This is a genomic window from Priestia endophytica DSM 13796 (assembly GCF_900115845.1).
Classification (GTDB): domain Bacteria; phylum Bacillota; class Bacilli; order Bacillales; family Bacillaceae_H; genus Bacillus_I; species Bacillus_I endophytica.
Genome location: NZ_FOXX01000013.1, coordinates 82,908 through 104,557, shown reverse-complemented (window position 1 = coordinate 104,557; position 21,650 = coordinate 82,908). Strand labels below are relative to the sequence as shown.

The following is a 21,650-nucleotide window of genomic DNA, read 5'->3' as shown; positions in this document are numbered from 1 at the left end:
AACAAGGAGTGTATACTAGGATCATGGAATAACTTAGTAGACAAGTATATAAGTATACAAATTATTTGCTTTTTATAAGTCTTAATTGAGGTGACAGAAATGAAAAACATAAGTATTGAGGAATTAAAAGAAAAAGCAATTGAAATGAGACAAACTGCTGTAACAATGATTCACAAAGCACAATCTGGTCATCCAGGAGGTTCACTCTCTGCAGCTGATATTATGACAGCGCTATATTTTAAAGAGATGAACATTGATCCTAAAAATCCTAACTATGAAGATCGAGATAGATTTGTCCTTTCAAAAGGTCATGTTTGTCCAATCCAATATTCTGCATTAGCCCTATTAGGATATGTCCCATATGAAACGATTTATACACTAAGAGAATATGGTTCTCCTTTCCAAGGACATCCAGATATGAAAAAATGTCCGGGAATTGATATTTCAACAGGTTCTCTAGGACAAGGATTATCATGCGGCGTAGGTATGGCAATCGCAGGTAAAAGAGATAAGAAGGATTACCGAGTGTTCTCATTAGTAGGGGATGGGGAATGTCAAGAAGGACAAATTTGGGAAGCTGCTCAGACTGCAGTAAAGTATCAATTGGATAATTTAGTTGTCTTTGTAGATAATAACCGTCTTCAAATTGATGGCTTCTGTGACGAGATTATGCCACTTCAAGACGTAGAGAAGAAATTTGAAGCCTTCGGTTTTGAAACCAAGAGAATTAATGGACATTCAATGGAGGACATTGTTGAAACATTAGATGAAATTAGAGAATTAAAAAACGGAAAACCGAAATGTATTGTACTTGATACTGTGAAAGGAAAAGGCGTTTCTTATATGGAGGATATCGCTGATTGGCATGGGGTTGCTCCTAATGATGAGGAGTATCAACAAGCTATGGAAGAACTTGCAGGAGGTTTAAAATAATGAGTATCTTAGAAAAAACTCTAACAACAAAAAAAGCTACAAGAGAAGCCTTTGGTGATGAAATCGTAAAATTAGGTAAAGAGAATAAAGATATTTATGTAATTGATGTTGATATTGCAAAATCATGTAAAACGAGCACTTTTATAAAGGAATTACCCCATCAACATATTAATGTTGGAATTGCCGAACAAAATGCTGCAGGTTTAGCTGCAGGGCTTGCAACAACTGGTAAGATTCCTTTTGTAAGCACTTACGCTGTATTTGGTTCGTTAAGAATGGCTGAACAAATTAGACAAGAAGTTTGTTATCCAAACTTGAACGTTAAGATTGCTTGTTCTCATGGAGGGTTAACTCCTGCTAATGATGGAGGAAGTCACCAAGCCATTGAAGATATGGGCGTTTTAAGAAGTTTCCCAAATATGACAGTTATTATGGGAGCTGACTATCAATCTACTCGAAAATTAGTAGAGCAAGCTGCGAAGATAAACGGACCTGTATATTTACGATTCACACGGGATAAAGTTCCAATGCTTTACGATGAAACGGAGGAGTTTACAATTGGTAAAGCAAAAAAATTAAAGGATGGAAAAGATATAGCCATTATTGCAAATGGGGATACGGTGCATCTCGCTTTAGAAGCAACAAAGGAATTAGAAAAACAAGGTGTTTCTGTAAAACTACTAGATATGCATACAATTAAGCCAATTGATAGAGAAGCTGTAGTAGAATGTTTAGAGTTAGGAAGAATTATTACAGTGGAAGACCACAATATTTTAAATGGACTTGGAAGCGCTGTATCTGAGGTAGTTGCTGAGGAAGGCAAAGGTAAGGTAAAGAGAATTGGCGTTCAAGATCAGTTCGGTCAATCTGCTCCATATGAAAAATTGTTGGAGCTTAACGGAATTACTGTTGAAAATATTGTTCGTACTGCAAATGCAATGCTTTAAAAAACGAAAATAATCTTAGAAATTTTAACCTGAGGAGCGAATAAAGATATGTTTGAATTAAAAGATAGAGTAGCAATCGTTACAGGAAGTGGATCAAAAAAAGGGATTGGACGTACAATTGCCTTAACACTAGCAAAACAAGGAGCATCTGTTGTAGTGGCTGATTTAAACGCCGACGGAATTCAAGATACTGTTCAAACAATTCAAAATGAGGGTGGAAAAGCATTAGGTGTAGAACTAAATGTAACAAACAAAGAATCAGTTGACGCTATGGTTGAAACCGTTTTAAATGAATATGGACGTATTGATATCCTTGTTAATAATGCAGGAATTTCACAAAAAGTGACAGTTGAAGATATGACAGTTGAAGATATGGCTAAAGTCTTTAACGTAAATATGTTTGGGTTATTCTTATGTACTCAAGCCGTATTAGAACCAATGAAAAAACAAAAATTCGGTAGGGTTGTAAGCCTTTCCTCTGTATCTGCAAAAAGAGGAGGAGGAGTCTTTGGTGGAGCACACTATTCTGCATCTAAGGCTGCTGTTTTAGGATTCTCTAAGAACCTAGCTCGTGAAGTTGCAGTAGAAGGAATTACAGTGAATTGTGTGGCCCCAGGCCTTGTAAATACCGAGATTTGGAAGTCGCTTCCTAAAGAAGATGCTGATAATGTGATTGCTGGAATACCAATGGGGAGACCGGGGGAAACGGAAGAGATTGCATCAACTATTGCTTTCCTAGCTTCAGAAGAAGCTTCTTACATTACAGGTGAAGAAATTGATATCAACGGTGGATCACATATGGATTAATACCTAGGATAGATGGATTGAGTCTGACTCAAAACCAAAGGGTCAGGCTCATCTTATTGTGTAAATAAAATATACTGTGCATTGTTCTATAGAATTAAAATTATTATGTTGGAGGACTACTATGCCATTATTGTTTACAGCTATTGGGGTAATATTACTACTTATTTTGATAATGGTGTTGAGATTAAACACATTTGTTTCATTAATTATTGTATCGTTTGTTGTAGCTTTAATGTTGGGAATACCAGTAGAAGAAATCGCAACTTCTATTGAAAGCGGTTTAGGAGATACGCTTGGCCATATAGGTCTCATTTTTGGACTTGGTGCCATGCTTGGAAGATTAATTGCAGACGCAGGCGGATCCCACCGCATAGCCATGACGTTACTTAACAAATTTGGTGAAAAAAAGATACAGTGGGCAGTCGTATTTGCTTCATTTATTATCGGTATCACATTATTTTATGAAGTAGCTTTTGTCCTCTTAATTCCTATTATATTTACCATTGCAAAAGAATTGAACATATCAATTATCAAATTAGGCCTTCCTACGAGTGCGACTTTATTAGTAACGCATTCTTTTCTTCCCCCACACCCAGGTGCAACAGCAGTCGCTTCTGAATATGGAGCAGATATTGGGACTGTTCTAATTGTAGGTATTATTATTGCCATTCCAACAGTTATTATAGCTGGTATTTGGTATCCAAGAATTATCGAAAAATTATCTCCCGGTATGTTCCATACAAACCGAGAAGTTGTATCAATAGGTGTACAAAAAACGTTTGCATTGGATAAAACCCCGGGTTTTGGGATCAGTATATTCACAGCAACTTTTCCTGTTATTTTAATCACACTAGGTTCTGTTGTTGATATGATTCAAGAAACTGTAGGATTTGCAGATAATAGTTTAATCATTTTTATTCGTTTTATTGGAAGCGCTTCAGTTTCTATTTTGATTTCACTATTATTAGCTGTTTATACTATGGGTATCGCAAGAAAAATTCCGATAAAATCTATGATGAATTCTTGTTCTGCATCTATAAATGCATTAGGTATGTTACTTCTTATTATTGGCGGGGGTGGAGCGTTTAAAGAAATTCTTATTGATGGAGGGGTAGGAACCTATATCGCTAAGCTATTTGAGGGATCTTCAATTTCACCCGTCTTACTTGCTTGGACCGTAGCAGCGCTATTACGTATTGCTTTAGGGTCTGGTACTGTTGCAACCTTATCAACAGCAGGGTTAATTATTCCCATTCTTAGTCAAACATCTGATGTCAACTTAGTTCTAGTGACACTTGCAACTGGAGCTGGTAGTTGTATGGCATCACATGTAAATGACGCTGCATTCTGGATCGTTAAAGAGTATATGGGAATGAACATGAAAGAAACATTTGCAACTTACAGTGTTATTTCGAGTATTATATCTGTAGTTGGATTAGGGTTCATTATGTTACTAGACTTATTTTTCTAAATATAAAAGAATGAATAAAATTCAATAGGTTTCTTTTCTTTTAATACAAGGAGTATTGTTATTGACTCATCCCTCTGTCATTCAATAATTAATACTCCAAGAGGTGGTGTATATACTTACTCCTTTGTGTTAAAAACGGAAAGAAAACAATTTGAATGCAAAAAAATGTTATAACCCTAGTTTACAATCACTAAAAATCTGTATACTATACATATAGTTGACTAAGTAGACAAGAAGTCAAGTTTGATAAGATAGTTGATTGTCGATTTAATGTATTTATTTTTTTCCTTTTTAAAGCAAGAGAGTTTGATATGGTCATTGCTTGTAGATTGTAATGAATAAAAAATAATGGAGAGAAGGGGTTAATATTAGATTTAATCGAGTTTCTAGTAATAAATTATATATTCAAATTTATCATCAAATTCTTTCAGAGATTCAGTCAGGTGCATTTAAAATAGGAGATAAGCTTCCTGCTGAAAGAGAACTTTGTGAGCAATTTGGTGTTAGTCGTGCTCCAGTTAGACAGGCTTTAAGTGCCTTAGAATTAAATGGCTATATTTATTCACGGCAAGGGGAAGGTGTTTATGTAAAAAGTCATCAATCGGCTTCCGGAGACCAGAATTCAGTTATTATATTAGAAGCGGTATCGCCAGAAGATATTGTGGAGGCAAGAATGAATATTGAGCCTCTTATTGTAAAGTTTGCAGCATTAAGAGCTACTGATGCCGATATTAAAGCACTGCAAGAGACTATAAATAAGATGGAAGTTGAAACAAAATCTGGGGTATATGTACCTGAAACAGATGAAAAATTACACAATCAAATCGCCATTGCTTCTCATAATGATTTATTTATCAAGTTTATGTCAGCTATTAGCACAGCAATGAAACAGCAAGAGATGTGGCACTTCATTCGAGACCGAACTGTTACTCGACCAGACTATAGAGATGTGAATTTCAAAGAACATCAATTATTAATTAAAGCTATAGGGGATCATAATGAAAAAGAGGCAATAGAGCTAATGACTAACCATATGGAAAATTTGTATGAGAGATATTGGAAAGCTTAACATTCTAAGATTCTTCTGATTGTTTTATGAACCTTTAACATGTGTCTAATTATTTTAGTATACATTAACTACCTTAGAGTTGAGATACTTTACTAATTCCAATGCGGAGACCTTGTTCTGATCAAAGCATTGTTATAAAGTTTAAAGGCTGGCGATGCTTATCGGCAGTCCTAATATCGTGTAATTTTTATGATTTATAGCAAAAGTCATAGGAAGGTCAATATAACAGAGACTTCATACTCTAAACAGTAGAGGAGTCTAGCTCATGATTGATAGTTGAGTTCAGAGTTTTTTATTTAGAATGAAGGAGTGATACGTGCATCCATGCACATGACTTCTTGAGGAGAGGTTGCCTAATGGGCAACCTCTTTTTACATATTTGGAGGGAAGTATGACTTCCTATGTGAGAGGAAGGAAACTTTTCATTTTACTTTTTATTGCGCTGCTTTTACAGCTTCAATCGCTGCTTCATAGTTAGGGTGATTTGTTGCTTCATTTACATATTCAACATATGTAACTTTATTATTAGAATCAATTACAAATACAGCACGTGCTAATAAACGCAATTCTTTAATATGGACGCCATACGCTTCACCGAATGAGAGGGTACGATGGTCGGAAAATGTATGTACATTTTCAAGTCCATTTGAAGCGCACCATCTTCCTTGCGCAAATGGTAGATCAACGCTAATTGTTAAAACGTCCACGTTGCTTATAGTTGAAGCCTCTTCGTTAAAACGGCGTGTTTGAGCGTCACAAACTCCTGTGTCGATAGAAGGCACTACTGAAATTAAGCGAACCTTACCTTTGGAATCCTCAAGTGTTACTGGAGTTAATTCATTATTGAGAACTGTAAAATCAGGTGCTGTATCCCCAACTTTTACTTCGTTCCCTAATAACGTAACAGGTTTGTTTAAAAATGTAATTGATGCCATTTCAAATTCCTCCTTAGTATTTATATAGATTATAAATATAGTAATCTAATAAATTTAACAATGAACAATAAAGATAATAAATTTAAATAGAATAAATAAATTATAATTATTGACATCTACACATATTGTAAGTAATCTATGTATATAAGTCAACTTAGTAGACAAGTATACAAATCGCTAATAACCATCAATTGCATTTTCTACTCAAAAGTTGCAATCGCTATCATTAAGTAGAGTGAAACAAATTTAGTATGGATTCGCACCTAACAGACAAAGGTATCAATTATTAGAAACGTGAAAGTGAGGGAACATCTATGAATAAACTTGGCATATTAACAAGTGGAGGAGATGCTCCAGGAATGAATGCTGCTATACGAGCTGTTGTTATAGCTGCACAACAAAAGAATATAGAGACAATGGGAATAAAAGGTGGGTACCAAGGCTTGATCGATAGAAATATTGATAGATTAACTCCTTTTAATGTTGAGGGAATTGCAGATAAGGGGGGAACAATATTAAAAACTTCTAGATGCCTAGAGTTTATGAAAGAGGAAGGAAGAAAAAAGGCTGTAAGAGTACTAAAGGAATTCGGTATAACCCTTCTAGTGGTTATAGGTGGCGACGGTTCCTTTAAAGGAGCAGAAAAATTACATCATCTAGGCATCAATGTGATAAGTATACCCGGAACGATCGATAACGACTTTGCTTATACAGATTACTCAATAGGATTTGATACAGCTTTAAATACCATATTGGATTCTATTAGTAAAATTAAAGATACGGATTTTTCACATGATAAAACAACAATTATCGAAGTTATGGGAAGATATTGTGGGGATTTAGCTACTTATTCAGCGCTGGCTGGGGAAGGGGAAATTATCTCTATCCCAGAAAGAAAATTAGATTTTACTACGATTTGTTCACAAGTACATTCAAAGATAGCCAGTGGCAAACAGGACAACTTAATTATTATTACGGAAAAGATGTATGATATCGAAGAACTAAAAAAGTATATTGAGGAAAGGCTACAGATTAGTGTAAGAACTTCTGTATTAGGTTTCATACAAAGAGGAGGAAGTCCATCAGCTTTTGATAGGATATTAGCAAGTAAGATGGGCGTTAAAGCAGTAGAACTGTTGACTGAAGGACATTCCGGTCTTGCTGTTGGTATTAAAGAAAATAAATTAATAAGCATAGAATTTGGAAATGTAAACAATATACTATCTGATAGTTATGAAAAATTTAGATTGTTAGATACATTTAGCACTTTTAACAAAGGTGACCAAGTTTTAAGCTAAGTAAATAACTAACTAAAGTCCATCGTATTATCTTAATTCCAACCTTATTGTCTTACTAAACGAATTCCTAATAAAAGCAGAATCCATTCACCATAACATAGCAGATAAGTATACAAATTATTTAATATATATAAAGGAGAATGAGAAATGGGTACACTAATTTGTCAGGAATGTAATTCAACAGTTGATTATTTTGAAGACAAAAAGGTAAGTGTTTATTATACTACGTGTCAGTGTTGTAAAACAAAGAATGCTAGTACTTTAGAAAAGTAATTTTAAATGAACTTTTATAACAGTCATATAAGAATAGGAGTGGAAGAAGATGAAGGTAGCTATTGCATCAGACCATGGTGGTATTACCATTCGGAACGAAATTATCTCGTTAATGAAAGAGATGAATATTGACTATGAGGATTTAGGATGTGAATGTAACACGTCAGTTGATTATCCGGATTATGCAATTCCAGTAGCAGAAAAAGTGACTAGAGGAGAAGTAGATCGCGGAATTTTAATTTGCGGTACTGGAATTGGCATGAGTATTGCAGCAAATAAAGTAATGGGGGTTCGTTGTGCCCTTGTACATGATCTATTTAGTGCGAAAGCGACAAGAGAACACAATGATTCAAATATATTATCAATGGGAGAACGTGTTATCGGTCCAGGACTTGCCCGTGAAATTGCAAAAGTATGGTTAACAACGCCTTTTGAGGGTGGTAGACATGAGAAACGTATCAATAAAGTAAAGATATACGAAGAAAAGGAATTATACGCATAATTGTTTCATGGATAAAAAGCGACAAACAAATAATTTTGAAACCAGAAAATGAATCTACATTTTTCTGGTTTTTTATTGTATACGAAGGACAAACTTAGTTAACATAAAATCTGTTTGAGGAAGTGAAAAAAGTACAAACTTGTACAGTGACAATAATTTTAGTCTTACTGCATTAAATGGCTCTATACAAAAAGACACGTTACTCGATAAACGCGCCCAATTGTGGAAGAGCTTTAGGGTGTATTTTTTATTACTATCTTGTATTTCTTCGAGAAAGGGGCAAGCAAATCAAACTATATCATCATAAGAATGAATCATTTTCAAACCCTTTTGAATTGAAAAATATACCTCACACGATAGAGTTCTTCAGCATTTGAAGGCTCAAGAGGAAAGGCATCAAAGTGAATGGAATAGGATCCTTTTGGTACGTCAAAAAATAATCCCTTTTGGCCTACGCTTGAAATTATAACTCCATCTTCCAGCACTTCAAAAGGAAGTAAAAAGGAACGGACCGATTCTTTGATCGTTTTATACTCATCAATAACTCCAACACGCACTTCACACGTTGTATTAGACAACGTTTCAATTGAAAGTATTCCGTTTTGGCTGATATAGCCCCGTTTAAGGTCTACTTCTTTCCATTCCAGATAAGGTTCTTTTATTCCATTTTGATATAGCACGAGCTGTGAATAAGAAACCGTTAATTCCTCTATAGGCCATGAATTCCTCAATGTATAATACTCCCTCTCAATATCGTAAAATCTTAGTTTAAGATAAATTTAACACGAGTCCCATCTGGAAAATCTTCAATGGCATTACCGACCCATGCTCCTGAACCACGATTATCAGAGGAGGGAACATATCTTACACTTGCACCAGCACCTCCTTCTTCACATACGGCCATTGGCCATTCATCACGATCATAACCTGATTTTGTTGGGATTCCTGCTAAAGATTCTCTCCGATTAGCATCTGCACCATCACGATCAATTGTACAAACTGAAGGGTGACCAGCAGCTATAGCATCACTGATATGATCGGCAGTTAACGGATAGCGTTCAGTAGGGAAATGTAAAACTTCATCATACGAACTGTAGGCTACAACCTTAGGTTCATTCTCTGAAATTGAGATTCCAAACGATCCAACAACAAGAGATCCAAGAGCTAAAGTACTTAATGTCATTTTTTTTAAGGTGCTTTTCATAAAATAACCCTCCATTTGATTGTTTTAGTAATATTATCAATTATTAATATAATGGAAGGATATTAAATTCCAGTTACAAGGTTGTAAAAAATGAATTTGATTAAAGTCCTTAATATTCATAAATGAAGTTCAGTTATGATATCTCCTAAAGATAAATAGGAGAAAAATAAAACCAGTTACTTATCTAATTTTTACATTGTCGGAAGGTATTCTAGTTATAATTTTGAATAATATTAAAGAGGTATTTTAAAAAATGGAGGGATAAACATGATAAGAAAAATGGTGAAAACGGGATCCATCACAGCGTTGGCTTTATCTCTATTGTTAGTACCGTCATTCTCTGATTCTGTTAAAGCTGATGATAACAGGACCAATGTAAATCAACATCCTGAACTTTTAAGAATCGAGAGTTTAACAAATTACGACGAGATGTCTAGATTTCTAGAGAACGTTGATCGAAAATCAGAATACGTTAATGTAGAAGTAATTGGTGAATCCGTAAAAGGACGTAAACTTCATCTTGTGAAAATAGGGGATAATCTAGATGACCCAAATAAACCAACCATATTATTTTTAACCCAACAGCATGGTAATGAACCATTAGTGACGGAATCTGCGATTAGAGTGATTCGTCAGTTATCAACTGATAGCAAGAAAGTGAGAGGCTTGATTGATAAGGTAAATATTCTCATTGTACCACGTTTAAACCTTGATGGCGCAGAAGGGGATGTGGATTGGGATAGTTCTCATTTGTATAGAGGGGGGCTGCAGACTCGTAATAACGCGAATGGTATTAATTTAAACCGGACCCATAATTCATTATCCCAACCGGAAACAAAGGCATTGCATGAAAATGTACTTCAACAGTATGACGTTGATTATGCCATTGATTTTCACCATCAAATTGCGAATCGGGCTACTGATGATGGAGAGCTTGTTTCCGGTGCGATGCTTTACCCGACAAATGACGGCGTAAAGGATGAAGTTCTCGAAAGTTCAAAAAAACTAGGAGCTGTTGTGTATAAAGCAATAGAACCAAAGAAGTACAGTAATTTAGCACGCTATCATAGTGATAGCACGTCGACCTCCATTGCCAGAAATAACTTTGCAGCGCATTACGACATTCCAACCCTTCTTTTTGAAAATAGAGGACTTTCTGATTCGCCAAATAGATCTGCTATCTTAGAACAAAAAGATAGGGAGTATTTAATTAAACAAGGGGAAGTAGCTATGTTGGCTGCCATAGAAGCGGTAGCTAACCGTTCTATTGAAACGGCGGATACAAGCATCTGGGATTCCCTGCCGGAACAACATACTGTAGAGACGGAGCTTCAAGAAAGTAAATAACTGCAGCGATAAGTGGATAACCCAAGAATCCCCAAGACTGCAGTAGTGGGGAGCTCAAAAGAAAGAGAAAATAAAAGAGGTTGGTCGTCTTTTAGGCACCCAACCTCTTTCATTTTTAAAGGTGGGATGAACTCCAAGGAACTTCACATCTTGAATAAATACGCTTCTGTGTCTATTAGTACCCCCTAAAATACTACTCTTTAATTACTTGTAGCTTTTAAAACGTTCAGTATCATCACTTCGCTTTTTCTTTTCCTTTAGCTATACTTTTACGGACAGATTATTAATTTGTAGAAAAATAAAAAGTACTTTTCTTATTACTTATCGTTAATTGAACACATTCCTCTATCATCCTCTTTTGTATAAAAGAGAGAAAATCGAACATTCTAATTACTATTAATAGAGGTAGGTGTAAAAAATGGATACGATGAGAATTATTCAATATATTTGCAGCATTTCGGGTGTTATTCTTTTAGGATTCACGTATTATCACATTCTAAAAAAAGAAAGTAAGACAAAAAATAAAAATAAAACATAATCGTAAAAAAAGCCATGATGAGAATCATGGCTTTTTTGAAATTAATCTGTATGAAGAGGGAGTGTGATTGTAAACGATGTTCCTTCATTAGAGGAAGATTGTAAAAATAAGTCTCCGTTCATAGCTCGTGCTAACATTTGACTAAAGGGAAGACCAAGCCCTAATCCACGGACTTCATATTTTTTCTTTTCACCTCTAAAAAATCGATCAAATATAAAAGGTTGTTCTTCTTCAGAAATAGGAGGTCCGTTATTTGTAACCGTAATAAGCAGTTGTGTTAAGCTTTCTGAACACTCTATTGTAATATGACCGCTTTCCTTCATCGCATGTTTAGCATTGTTTAAAAGATTGGTCATAATTTGTTGAAAGCGCATCGGATCTACATCAACAAGTATAGATTTGTTGGTTGCATTGATATCATATGAAAGAGCTTCATTTCCTTGCGCAAGATGCCATTGATACGTGATTTCTTTAACTAAGTCAAGCGCATCGTGAGTTTCAATGTTAATAGGAATAGCCTGAGCTGTAAAAGCATTAAAGTCTAACAAATCTCCAATCATGTTTTGAAGTTTGCTTGTTTCCTTTACAGAAATGTCTAGAAACTCTTTTGCTTCTTCTCCTGTTACAACATCATCTTTAACAGCTTGAAGAAGACCGCTTATCGAAGTGACGGGCGTTTTTAATTCATGAGTTACACCTGCAAGAAGTTCAGCACGCAAAGACTCAAGACGTTCAAGCTTTTGTGCCATTTCTTTAAAAGAATGAATAAGCTCATACATTTCCTGCTGTGGTACGTTTTCAGATAAATTTACGTCATAAAGTCCTGCTTCAATACGTTTGGCTGCCTTTGAAACGTCTTGAATAGGGGAGGTTAACTTTCGTGATAAAAAGTAAATAGCCCCCCAGCCTAGAAGTCCAAGGCTAATAATCATAATAAGTAAAAGACTATATTCTTGGTGAACTTCGGTTAATTCTTTTTCAGGCTGAACAACAAGAACCCATCCTTTTTCTCCATTTTCCATTTCAATAGCTGATTTTACAACATAGATATCGTATGGAGGAGAATCAAGACGAAACTTTTTTACCGTATCTTTGCTGCTAAAAAAAGACGATGACACAAAGCTATTTATAACCCCAGGTGAACGAACGTTTGAGAAAATAACTTTTCCATTTTCATTGACAATGTAAAGAGAAGGTTCTTTTTTGGAATTAAGAATTTTGCTGCGATCCTCCAAAATATTAGGAAAGATTTTCAGAGGGCCACCGCTATCATTTGCAATGCTATTTTCCATCCGATCGGCAATTTCTTCTGCCATATATTTGTTTAGATTTAAATTATTTTCAAGTGTTGAATGACGAATCCACAGAACGCTCACAATGAGGATAATAGCAAGACCAATAACAAGTGTTAAAGCATAACGAGTTGTCCAATAGCGAAGAAGCGATGAGCGTTTAGCTTGTTGTGTATACACAAAATTGATACCCCAATCCTCGTAGTGTCTTAATTTCTCCTTCATCAGTGTTCCAGTTTTCTAATGCCCGGCGAAGCCGCTTAACAGATAAATCAACGGCTCTGTCACTTCCTTCATAATCTATCCCCCATACTTGATCAATAAGCTGATCTCTTGTGAATGTTTGGTTCGGATGTTGAGCAAGGAAAAAAAGTAAAGATAAATCTCTTCTCGTTAGTTCAACAGAGACTCCATTTAAAGTTACCGTATGTGATTTAAAGTCTAGTTTTAAATTACCAAAGTATTGGCTGTCTTCGCTATTAAGCGTACCAACAGAGCGACGTAAAACGGCTTGAACTCTTGCAACCACTTCATCAGCTACGAAAGGTTTTGAAATATAATCGTCTGCACCGCCTTTAAGACCTGATAGACGATATTGAACATCGCTTAGCGCTGTTAACATAATGACAGGTGTAGCACTTTTGGCGCGTATTTCTTTTAAAATGTGCCATCCATCATAATCAGGGAGCATAACGTCTAGTAAAACGAGCTGAAAGATTTGCTCGTCAAATTTATCAAAAGCTTCTTGCCCTGTGAAGGCTTGTTCAATACTGTAGCCGGATTTCTTTAAATAAACGGAAAGAATTCGGCTTATTGTTTGTTCATCTTCTACAATTAAAATTTTTTGCATGTTTCTCACTTCCTTGAAAGTCTACTTCTATTATAGCGAATAAGTAAAGATTGAGAATAGCTTTACTTATTCATGATATGGAAAAAAGACTCGCGCACAACTTCTAGGAAATAAATCAAGCTCTTTTAATTTATGTGGATGCTTTCTTACAATTTCTTTTAAAAGCTCACGTTCGTTTTTATTTTCAACATTTATATCAAGGAGAGTAGCTGCACGCTTTATTTTTTGACATCGAATTTCTTCTTCTAGCGTTTCTAATGGTTTTTCTTCTACTGAAATACGAAGTTCACTCGCTTCTTGTAGGATCATTTGTTGACGTACTAATTTTGAAAGAGTTAGAAAATCTAGATTTTCAGGCGAGATTCCTAATTTTTGTGCTTCCGTTTCTAAATGAAGAGCATAAAGACGATGAGAAATTCCATTTTTGCTTTTTCCGGTTGTTTCAATACCGGCTTTTTGTGCTTTTTGATATAGATGTTTGTGACGAATCTGATTGCGGATTTGGGTAAATGTTCGCTTTTCTGTTGATATACCAAGTTTTTTAGCCTGTCTCATTAGTCTTTTAACTCGTGCATGCTGTAAAAGAGCTTGATCTTTTTTAGCTCTGTTTCTTTTCCATCTTTCTAAAAAAGCTTGTATATGAGAATGGACAGGGTCCTGAATTAGCGTTTCTTGATCATAACGATGTTTGTTTGAATGCTTTTCAAGTGATTCGTTCCATACTGATGTCATGTTAATTCCTCCTTATTTCTCGTAAGCGTTTCTTTTACTTTATCTTAGAAATATGTCAGGAAGATGTCCTAAGCTAAAAAGTCATATTCTCTCAGTTTGAAAAAGTGCAGATTAGGCTATGGTAACAGTACGAAGTGGCGTTTATAGAGAGGAAGAAAAATATGAAAAAAATTCGACAGTTTTTATTTTTTCTAGGCATGATCATTTCTTTTATAGTTGTAGTGGTAACAAACTATTCGTTAAATACAAAAATTGTATTTGGTCTCCTCTACATAATTATTGTGCTTTCCATTTGTGGAGGGATCATGCTTGAAAATCGTTCTCCTTACAAAACGCTCCTTTGGATGTATGCTATTATCTTTTTCCCTCTTGTAGGATATGTTTTTTTCATTTATTCTGGACAGCTTGAAGTAAAAGGGCATTTGTTTAAAAGAAAGCGAGAAAAACATATTGAGATGATGAAGAAAATGATTCACTGCAGACCGTCTGAGCTGTCACAAGGATTCAATGAAAAAGAAAAATCGTTTGCAGATTTAGTGGAAACGCTAAGTCAACACCCTCTAAGCTGCTACTCTCAAACAGAAGTATTGAAAAATGGAGATGAGACTTTTCCAGCTATTCGAGAAGAGCTAAGAAAAGCTCAGGAGTATATTCACCTTGGATACTATACGTTGAGAGATGACAAAGTTGGGATGAGTATTATCGACATTCTTTGTGAAAAAGCTAAAAACGGGTGTGAAGTACTTGTTTATCACGACTTTATCGGCAGTTCTCTTTCAAAGAGGACGATTAAAAGAATGAGAGAATTTGGTGTGCGTGTACATCGCTTCTTACCGCTTCGTCGAAGTTTTTTTAACCAAAAGCTTAATTTTCGAAATCATCGTAAAATCATTGTAATTGACGGGAAAGTAGGATTTGTAGGCGGAATGAATATTGGAGATGAGTATATAGGAGAAGGAAAGAGATTTTCCTTTTGGCGTGATACCCATCTGAAAGTAAAAGGAGAGATTGTGCAAACTCTTCAAGCTGCTTTTTTATCAGATTGGTTTTATATAACAGGGGAAGAGCTTCCATTTTCTAAGTATAAAGCAAAAGAATTACAAAACGGGGATGGTGGCATACAAGTTGTAACAAGCGGTCCTGATTCAAGTCAAAGTGTAATGAGTGATTTGTATCATGCAATGGTAACATCAGCAAAGGAGTCTATTATTATTGCAACTCCATATTTTGTCCCAAACAAGGATATTCGTACGGCCCTGAAAATTGCGGCTGCTCGTGGAGTAGATATTAAAATTATGGTGCCGCGTAAAAATGATGGTTTTTTAACTCAGTATGGAACAAACTCTTATTTTGGAGAGATGTTAAACGAAAATATAAATATATATCAATATGAAAAAGGATTTATGCATCATAAAATTCTTATTGTTGATGATAAAATTGCCTCTGTTGGAACAGCAAATGTAGATATTAGAAGTCTTCAGCTTAATTTTGAAATCAACGTCTTTTTACTTCATAGTAAAACAATTCAACAGCTTATTCACAATTTTTATGAAGATATCAAGGATAGCCATAAAGCAGAAAAACAAGAGTATAGACATCGCTCTTTTTTAGAACGATTGAAGGAATCATTTGCGCGTTTGTTTTCTCCGGTATTATAAAAAAAGAAAGAGGAGCTCCTCTTTCTTTTTTTATATTCTTTGCCTTTTTTTCTTGATAGCGTAGTATATCGGAAGCCCAATAATAGTGACACCAATAGAAAGCAGACATGATAAAGGTTTTGTCATAAGAGTACTAATTAATACAAAAAGCGAACCTATAATTGCAATGATTGGTAATATAGGATAAAGAGGTACGCTATATTCCCGTTTCTTCTTATTCTTTTTCCGCAGTATAAAAACAGCGAAGAAAGCGAGCATATAAAACATATAAATAGTAAAAACAGCAAGATCTGATAGCTTATCTGGATTGCTAGCAAACATGACGATAGAAGCTAAAATCATCTGCAATAGAACGGAAATCCAAGGAGTTTGAAAGGAAGGATGAATTTTAGCTATACTTTTCGAAAATGGAAGCTGTCCACGTTCTGCCATTGCAAATGTTACACGCGGGAACGTTAAAATTTTTCCATTCAAACATCCAAAAATCGAAACGATAATGCCGATACTAATGATTTTTCCTCCGATATCTCCAAAAAGCATCGTAGCTGCCGTGCCTGTTGCATTTTCACCAAGCTTTACAATCTCTGTAGCTGGTAACACATGAAGAAGTGCAATGTTCACAAAAAGGTAACACGCGGTCACAATAAGAAGGCCAGCCGTCATTGCTCGTGGTAGAAGTTTTGCGGGGTTTTTCATTTCTCCTCCCATTGAAGCAAGGAGAATCCACCCATCATAAGCAAAAAGCGTAGCTAAAATGGCAGCTCCTAAGTTCATATCCGTAAGCGCGCTGTCAACAGTTGAACCAATATTTTCGTTGCCTTTCCATAGTCCAAAAACGATAATAAATACGATAGGAACTAATTTTCCGACTGTTGTGAGCGTTTGAACAAAGCCGCCATATTTTGTACCAACAATATTTATAATACATAAAAAAATAACTGTTATAACTCCAACAACACTTTCTAATGCTGAATTCCATGAAAAAAGATTTGTAAGCAAGGAACCAAAATACAATCCAAGCGCTCCGATAACAGCAGGACCATAAACAACAGTTTGAACCCATCCACATAAAAAGCCCCAAAGTTCACCGTATACTTCTTCAATATATGTATATAAACCACCTGTCTTTGGGATTTGTGAGCCAATTTCAGCAACGGTTAAGCCGCCCGCAAGTGTTAAAATTCCGCCAAGAAACCAGGCGAGTAGAGCCATATTTGCACTGCCTGAATATGTTAAAACAGTGCCTGGCTTCATAAATACACCAGAGCCAATAATCGTACCAACAACAATAGATAATGCGAAAAATAAACCAACTTCTTTTTTTAATTCTTGATTTTGTGAATTCATAGATGCACTCCTAAGGAAGAGAACGCTTTTCGAAAGAAAAAGCGTTCTCCAGTTTGAAAATTATGATTTGACGTTTAAATTGCTATGTTGTTTTCCGTATAAGAAGTAAACAACAGCTCCAACAGCAATCCAAATGATAAATGAAATCCAAGTAATTCCCGGTAAGCTTAGTGATAAATAAATACAAAATAGGGCGCTTAATAGAGGAACAACTGGAACGAATGGAACGCGAAACGTAGACTTAACATCTGGAAATTTCTTGCGCAAAATGATAATAGCAATAGAAACAAGCGTAAATGCAGCGAGTGTTCCCATATTAACAAGATGGGCAAGCGTTGTTAAATCAAGAAAACCAGCAATTCCTGCACCAATAAATCCTGTAATCCACGTATTTAAAAATGGGGTTTGACGTTTTTTATTTAAGCGTGATAAAGACTTCGGCAGAAGACCATCACGACTCATTACAAATGACAAACGAACTTGTGCATAAATAAGAGCTAAAATAACGGTAACCATTCCAATAACAGCGCCAACGGAAATAAAACCGGCAATCTTGTCTTGTCCAACAAAGGAAAGAGCAAATGAGACAGGAGCATCTACATTAAGCTTTGTGTATGGAACAATTCCTGTTAAGACTGCAGATACAGCAATATATAACACTGTACATACAATAAGAGATCCAATAATACCAATTGGCATATCACGCTGTGGACGCTTTACTTCTTCAGATGCTGTTGCAATTGCATCAAATCCGAGGTAAGCAAAAAAGACGGTTGCAGCACTTGTGATGACTCCGCTAATTCCAAAAGGCATAAAGGGAGACCAGTTTTCAGGTTTAACATACCCAATTCCAGTCACAATAAAAGCTAAAATCACAACGATTTTTAAAATTACCATTACGTTGTTAAATCGAACGCTTTCCTTTACTCCATAGCTAACAAGAGCTGTAATTAAAAGAATAATGATCACAGCAGGTAAGTTTACAATTCCTCCTTGCCCGCTTAAAGGAGCAGATCCAAGCGCTGTCGGAAAATGGAGACCAAAGCCTGTTAGGAAAGATTGAAAATAAGAGGACCATCCCGTAGAAACAGCCGCCATTGCAAGTACATACTCGAGCATCAAGTCCCATCCAATTAAGAAAGCGAAAAACTCGCCAAGTGTAGCGTATGTATAAGTATACACACTCCCTGAGACAGGAACGGAAGAAGAAAACTCTGCGTAGCAGAAGGCTGCAAGAGCACAAGCGATTCCAGCAATAACAAAAGATAAAATAAGAGCAGGACCAGCGCTTGTTGCTGCCACAACACCTGTAATAACAAAGATGCCTGTGCCAATTACACAGCCAACGCCAAGGAAGATAAGGTCTAACACGCTAAGTGTTCTTTTTAAATCTTTTTGTGTGCTTTGAGCTAAAAGAGCTTCTATCGTTTTCTTCCGAAAGATACTATTCATAAATAAAAATCACCCTTTCTTCGATATGAAATTGTCTTTTTGAAACATGAATTGCTTTATGTAGTATATTGTCGTTTTGTATTAGCGTCAAGAGAAGGTTTTAGAACAGAGTATGAAAGGTTTTGGGCGGTAAAAAGAAACAATAAACGGATCTTATAATGAAAGAATCTTTTCTTATATAATTTTCTGGGATGTGTTCTTTTTTCTATATGAAAGAATCGGTTTTGAAAATCCACGAGACAGCTACAAATTTGTATCTATTTTTCAACATTACCTAACATGGATGAATATATGCATTAAACGATTTCGAGAGGAGAAAAGAGAAAAGATCCTTTTTTTGATTTACAACAAATTTTATTTTTATACTAGAAAAAGAACTGAAAATGAATCTGGTGTGGAAAATCTCTATTTTAGAATAGGGAATTTGTCATGTTTTTCATCAATAAATGTTTCTATATAATAGAACGACTGTTTGTTAAAAAGAGAATAGTTTCCATTTTAAAAAAAACATAAAAATGCTTACAATCCGCATTCTAAAAGAGGCGGATTATTTTTCTGGAATTTTCCGTTCCTAAGTCCTTTGTCCTTTTTTGATCTACAACACTTTATAAAGAATTTACTTTATGATAAAGTTAATAAGGTGAACAAAAGATAAAAAACAAAATCATTAGCTTAGGAGTGTGTAAAGCTATGAAGACTATTCATTCTTACTTAGTAGAAAGATCTATTGAAACACCAAACTTTGAAGGTTTAGTAGACCGAAAACATCGTTATACATTTAAACAATACAATGAAGAAGTAAACAGACTTGCTCATTATATGAAAGAAAAAGGGGTACAAAAAGGAGACAGAGTTGCTCTACTTCTTGAAAATACCCTATTTTATCCTGTAGCCCTTTTTGCATCATTTAAAGTAGGAGCTATTGCTATTCCAACAAACAGTGAGTCCACAACCTCAGAAATGGAAAATGTAATTGATTCTGCCCAAGCTAAACTTGTGCTTTATGATGAGAAATTTGCAAGTGTGATGGCCCCTCTTATTGAAGAAAAGGGAAATGTTATTTTTAAATCTGTAATGGCTCAAGATGAAAGCTTAGAAGGATTCCAACAATTTTTAAAAAATTATTCAACTGATGAACCAAATATTGTGGTGAATCCAGAAGATCCAGCTCTTTTCTTATTCACCTCAGGAACAACAGGAAAACCTAAAATTTGTGAAATTGTTCATAAAACATATACAAGTTATTTCGAAAGTGGCGATGTGTCAAAATGGAAAAATACAGGTGAAGGAGCTCGTTTTCTTGCAGTTCATCCACTTTTCCATATGAGCTCTCTTATCAGCGTATTTGGAGCCGTCTTTATGGGGATGACAGTTGTTTGCTCTATGAAATCTGAGCCAAAACAAATTTGGGAAGTTATTCAAGATCAAAAAATCAATTCAATGATGGCTTTTCCATATGTTTATAATCATATGATTGAAGAGTATCATAAAGGAAATTATGATGCGTCATCTCTTAAACAGCTTCAAACAGGAGGAACAAAGGTACCATCTTCTTTATTTGATAAATATAAAGAAATCGATGTACCGCTTCTTTCTGGTTATGGAAGTACAGAAGCATTTGTGTTAACAAGATATGTACCAAGTATGGGACGAGAAAAAGCAGATTCTGCTGGTCTTCCAGTAGACGACATTGAGATTAAAATTGTTGATAAGGATACACATGAACCTCTAGAGAAGGGGCAAGTTGGAGAAATTTTAATTCGAAGCCCTTATGTTTTCGAAGGCTACTGGGGAAATGAAGAAGCAACTGAAAAAGCATTTGAAGACGGCTGGTTCCTAATGGGAGACGCTGGAATGATTGATGAAGATGGGTTCTTATATATTATGGGACGCTATAAAGATGTGATTGTATACGGAGGCGAAAACATCTATCCAGATGGAGTTGAGGAAGTATTAACATCAATTAAAGGAGTTCGAGAAGCGGCCGTTGTTGGGATGAAAGATGAAACATTTGGTGAAGTGCCAAAAGCTTTCATTGTTAAACAACCAGGTTCACCACTTAGCGAAGAAGACGTTCTTTCTTATTGTAAAGGACGCTTGTCTGACTACAAAATTCCAGCGGTTGAGTTTGTAGAGAGCCTTCCGAAAAACCCTGTAGGGAAAGTATTGAAAAACGTACTGCGTGACCGCAAACAATATGCTTAACAAAAAAATCGAGCAGAAATGCTCGTTTTTTTGTTGACTTAATTGATTTATAGGTGTATATTTATATATTACTGACTCTTTTTTAAGCAGTTTAATACATGTTTATTTCTCTTTTTAATAAGAGAAACGGAGCTTAAACACACTATTAAATATTCGAGGGTAAATAATCGTATGACTACGTTAAATATAACTGGAACATTATATCTAAAAAGTGAGAAGAAACAAAGCTATAAGAAATCTTTTTCTAATAGCGAGAATATGAACATCTCACATGCGACGAGTAATTTAATCCGACTAAAAAGAAACTCAAGACTTTGTTCGTAGCAGGCACGGCCTAGGAGCCGTAAGCATGAAAGAGAGGTAGGGCTTTCATTGTTTCTAGTTTTGGGAAGTTACTCTCGATCATAAGTTGAATGAAAAGAAAATTCATCGCATATAATAAAGGGTTAGTATCCACAATTTTCTTTGTGAAATCTTTCTTTAATACATTTTGAGGGCTTAACTTCGCCTTTTTTGGAAAGGCTATGAAAAGGAAAAGAATCCATTTCAAGACCAAGGAGTGAGCGCATGTATAATAAAAAGGAAGTCCCTGAAATTGTGACAGCAGAAACGAAAGTTTGGAACTGTGTTTCCGAAGATTGTAACTGCTGGGTGCGAGATAATTTTAAAAGCAGTGAGACGCCGACATGCCCGCTTTGTGAAAGTGAAATGAAGTCGGGAGTAGAAATCCTTCAAGTTGTCGATAATCCAACGCTTTCATAATAAAAAACCAGCCAAATTGGCTGGTTTT

20 protein-coding genes are annotated in these 21,650 nt (G+C 35.4%); 12 read left to right on the top strand and 8 right to left on the bottom strand.

The annotated features are described in order from the left end of the window. Positions 1–99 precede the first annotated feature (99 nt). The 5 genes from BM012_RS20275 to BM012_RS20255 all read left to right on the top strand — a co-directional run bounded on the left by BM012_RS20275 (position 100) and on the right by BM012_RS20255 (position 5,227). Positions 100–933 (top strand): transketolase, encoded by an 834-nt coding sequence (locus tag BM012_RS20275; protein WP_082802479.1) that lies wholly within the window; start codon positions 100–102, stop codon positions 931–933. Next, positions 933–1,880, top strand: coding sequence for a transketolase family protein (locus BM012_RS20270; RefSeq protein WP_061802521.1), 948 nt, complete (start codon positions 933–935; stop codon positions 1,878–1,880). Before BM012_RS20275 ends, BM012_RS20270 begins: the two co-directional genes overlap by 1 nt. A 48-nt stretch (positions 1,881–1,928) precedes the next feature. Further along, positions 1,929–2,687, top strand: a complete 759-nt coding sequence (locus tag BM012_RS20265) for an SDR family NAD(P)-dependent oxidoreductase (protein ID WP_061802522.1) — start codon at positions 1,929–1,931, stop codon at positions 2,685–2,687. Between the two features lie 121 nt (positions 2,688–2,808). After that, the gene (locus BM012_RS20260; protein WP_061802523.1) at positions 2,809–4,158 is read left to right on the top strand and encodes a gluconate:H+ symporter; all 1,350 of its coding nucleotides are present in this window, start codon (positions 2,809–2,811) and stop codon (positions 4,156–4,158) included. Positions 4,159–4,525: 367 nt separating this feature from the next. Next, a complete protein-coding gene (locus BM012_RS20255; protein WP_061802524.1) occupies positions 4,526–5,227 on the top strand; it encodes a FadR/GntR family transcriptional regulator in 702 nt (233 codons plus the stop codon). A 434-nt stretch (positions 5,228–5,661) separates the two neighbouring features. On the opposite strand, the gene tpx is transcribed toward BM012_RS20255, so the two are convergent. Next, positions 5,662–6,162 carry a thiol peroxidase gene (tpx, locus tag BM012_RS20250; RefSeq protein ID WP_061802525.1) on the bottom strand — a complete coding sequence of 167 codons (501 nt, stop codon included), beginning with the start codon at positions 6,160–6,162 and terminating at the stop codon, positions 5,662–5,664. Positions 6,163–6,476: 314 nt separating this feature from the next. Between tpx and pfkA the strand changes: the two genes are divergently transcribed. From pfkA to rpiB, 3 genes are all read left to right on the top strand, one after another. Beyond that, positions 6,477–7,460 carry a 6-phosphofructokinase gene (pfkA, locus tag BM012_RS20245; RefSeq protein ID WP_061802526.1) on the top strand — a complete coding sequence of 328 codons (984 nt, stop codon included), beginning with the start codon at positions 6,477–6,479 and terminating at the stop codon, positions 7,458–7,460. Positions 7,461–7,607: 147 nt separating this feature from the next. Next, positions 7,608–7,733, top strand: coding sequence for a GapA-binding peptide SR1P (locus BM012_RS20240; RefSeq protein ID WP_074842881.1), 126 nt, complete (start codon positions 7,608–7,610; stop codon positions 7,731–7,733). Between the two features lie 49 nt (positions 7,734–7,782). Further along, entirely contained in the window at positions 7,783–8,235 is a 453-nt protein-coding gene (rpiB, locus tag BM012_RS20235; protein WP_061802527.1) for a ribose 5-phosphate isomerase B, read from the top strand. A gap of 320 nt (positions 8,236–8,555) precedes the next feature. Here the strand turns inward: rpiB and comJ are convergent, their stop codons facing one another. Beyond that, positions 8,556–8,966: a competence protein ComJ gene (comJ, locus tag BM012_RS20230; protein WP_061802528.1), complete on the bottom strand. Its 411-nt coding sequence runs from the start codon at positions 8,964–8,966 to the stop codon at positions 8,556–8,558. Positions 8,967–8,998: 32 nt separating this feature from the next. Next, on the bottom strand, positions 8,999–9,439 hold the full coding sequence (locus BM012_RS20225) for a NucA/NucB deoxyribonuclease domain-containing protein (RefSeq protein ID WP_061802529.1): 441 nt from the start codon (positions 9,437–9,439) through the stop codon (positions 8,999–9,001). Between the two features lie 429 nt (positions 9,440–9,868). On the opposite strand from BM012_RS20225, the gene BM012_RS20220 reads away from it, so the two are divergent. Further along, a complete protein-coding gene (locus tag BM012_RS20220) occupies positions 9,869–10,786 on the top strand; it encodes a M14 family zinc carboxypeptidase (protein WP_235862813.1) in 918 nt (305 codons plus the stop codon). Positions 10,787–11,365: 579 nt separating this feature from the next. Here BM012_RS20220 and BM012_RS20215 read toward each other — a convergent pair. The 3 genes from BM012_RS20215 to BM012_RS20205 all read right to left on the bottom strand — a co-directional run bounded on the left by BM012_RS20215 (position 11,366) and on the right by BM012_RS20205 (position 14,198). Next, a complete protein-coding gene (locus BM012_RS20215) occupies positions 11,366–12,796 on the bottom strand; it encodes a HAMP domain-containing sensor histidine kinase (protein WP_061802531.1) in 1,431 nt (476 codons plus the stop codon). Further along, a complete protein-coding gene (locus BM012_RS20210) occupies positions 12,777–13,466 on the bottom strand; it encodes a response regulator transcription factor (RefSeq protein WP_061802532.1) in 690 nt (229 codons plus the stop codon). The genes BM012_RS20215 and BM012_RS20210 overlap by 20 nt, the downstream gene beginning before the upstream one ends. A gap of 66 nt (positions 13,467–13,532) precedes the next feature. Further along, positions 13,533–14,198 (bottom strand): hypothetical protein, encoded by a 666-nt coding sequence (locus tag BM012_RS20205; protein WP_061802533.1) that lies wholly within the window; start codon positions 14,196–14,198, stop codon positions 13,533–13,535. Positions 14,199–14,359: 161 nt separating this feature from the next. Here BM012_RS20205 and cls point away from each other — a divergent pair, with 161 nt between their 5' ends. After that, positions 14,360–15,856, top strand: a complete 1,497-nt coding sequence (gene cls, locus BM012_RS20200; protein ID WP_061802534.1) for a cardiolipin synthase — start codon at positions 14,360–14,362, stop codon at positions 15,854–15,856. 30 nt (positions 15,857–15,886) lie between these two features. On the opposite strand, the gene BM012_RS20195 is transcribed toward cls, so the two are convergent. Continuing rightward, a complete protein-coding gene (locus BM012_RS20195; protein WP_061802535.1) occupies positions 15,887–17,203 on the bottom strand; it encodes an APC family permease in 1,317 nt (438 codons plus the stop codon). A 60-nt stretch (positions 17,204–17,263) separates the two neighbouring features. After that, complete coding sequence (locus BM012_RS20190) at positions 17,264–18,655, bottom strand: branched-chain amino acid transporter BcaP (RefSeq protein WP_061802536.1); 1,392 nt, start codon at positions 18,653–18,655, stop codon at positions 17,264–17,266. A gap of 690 nt (positions 18,656–19,345) precedes the next feature. Between BM012_RS20190 and BM012_RS20185 the strand changes: the two genes are divergently transcribed. Both BM012_RS20185 and BM012_RS20175 read left to right on the top strand, forming a co-directional pair. Then, positions 19,346–20,860, top strand: coding sequence for a class I adenylate-forming enzyme family protein (locus tag BM012_RS20185; protein WP_061802537.1), 1,515 nt, complete (start codon positions 19,346–19,348; stop codon positions 20,858–20,860). A gap of 567 nt (positions 20,861–21,427) precedes the next feature. Next, positions 21,428–21,622, top strand: a complete 195-nt coding sequence (locus tag BM012_RS20175; protein ID WP_019392658.1) for a cold-shock protein — start codon at positions 21,428–21,430, stop codon at positions 21,620–21,622. The last annotated feature ends 28 nt before the right edge of the window (positions 21,623–21,650 follow it).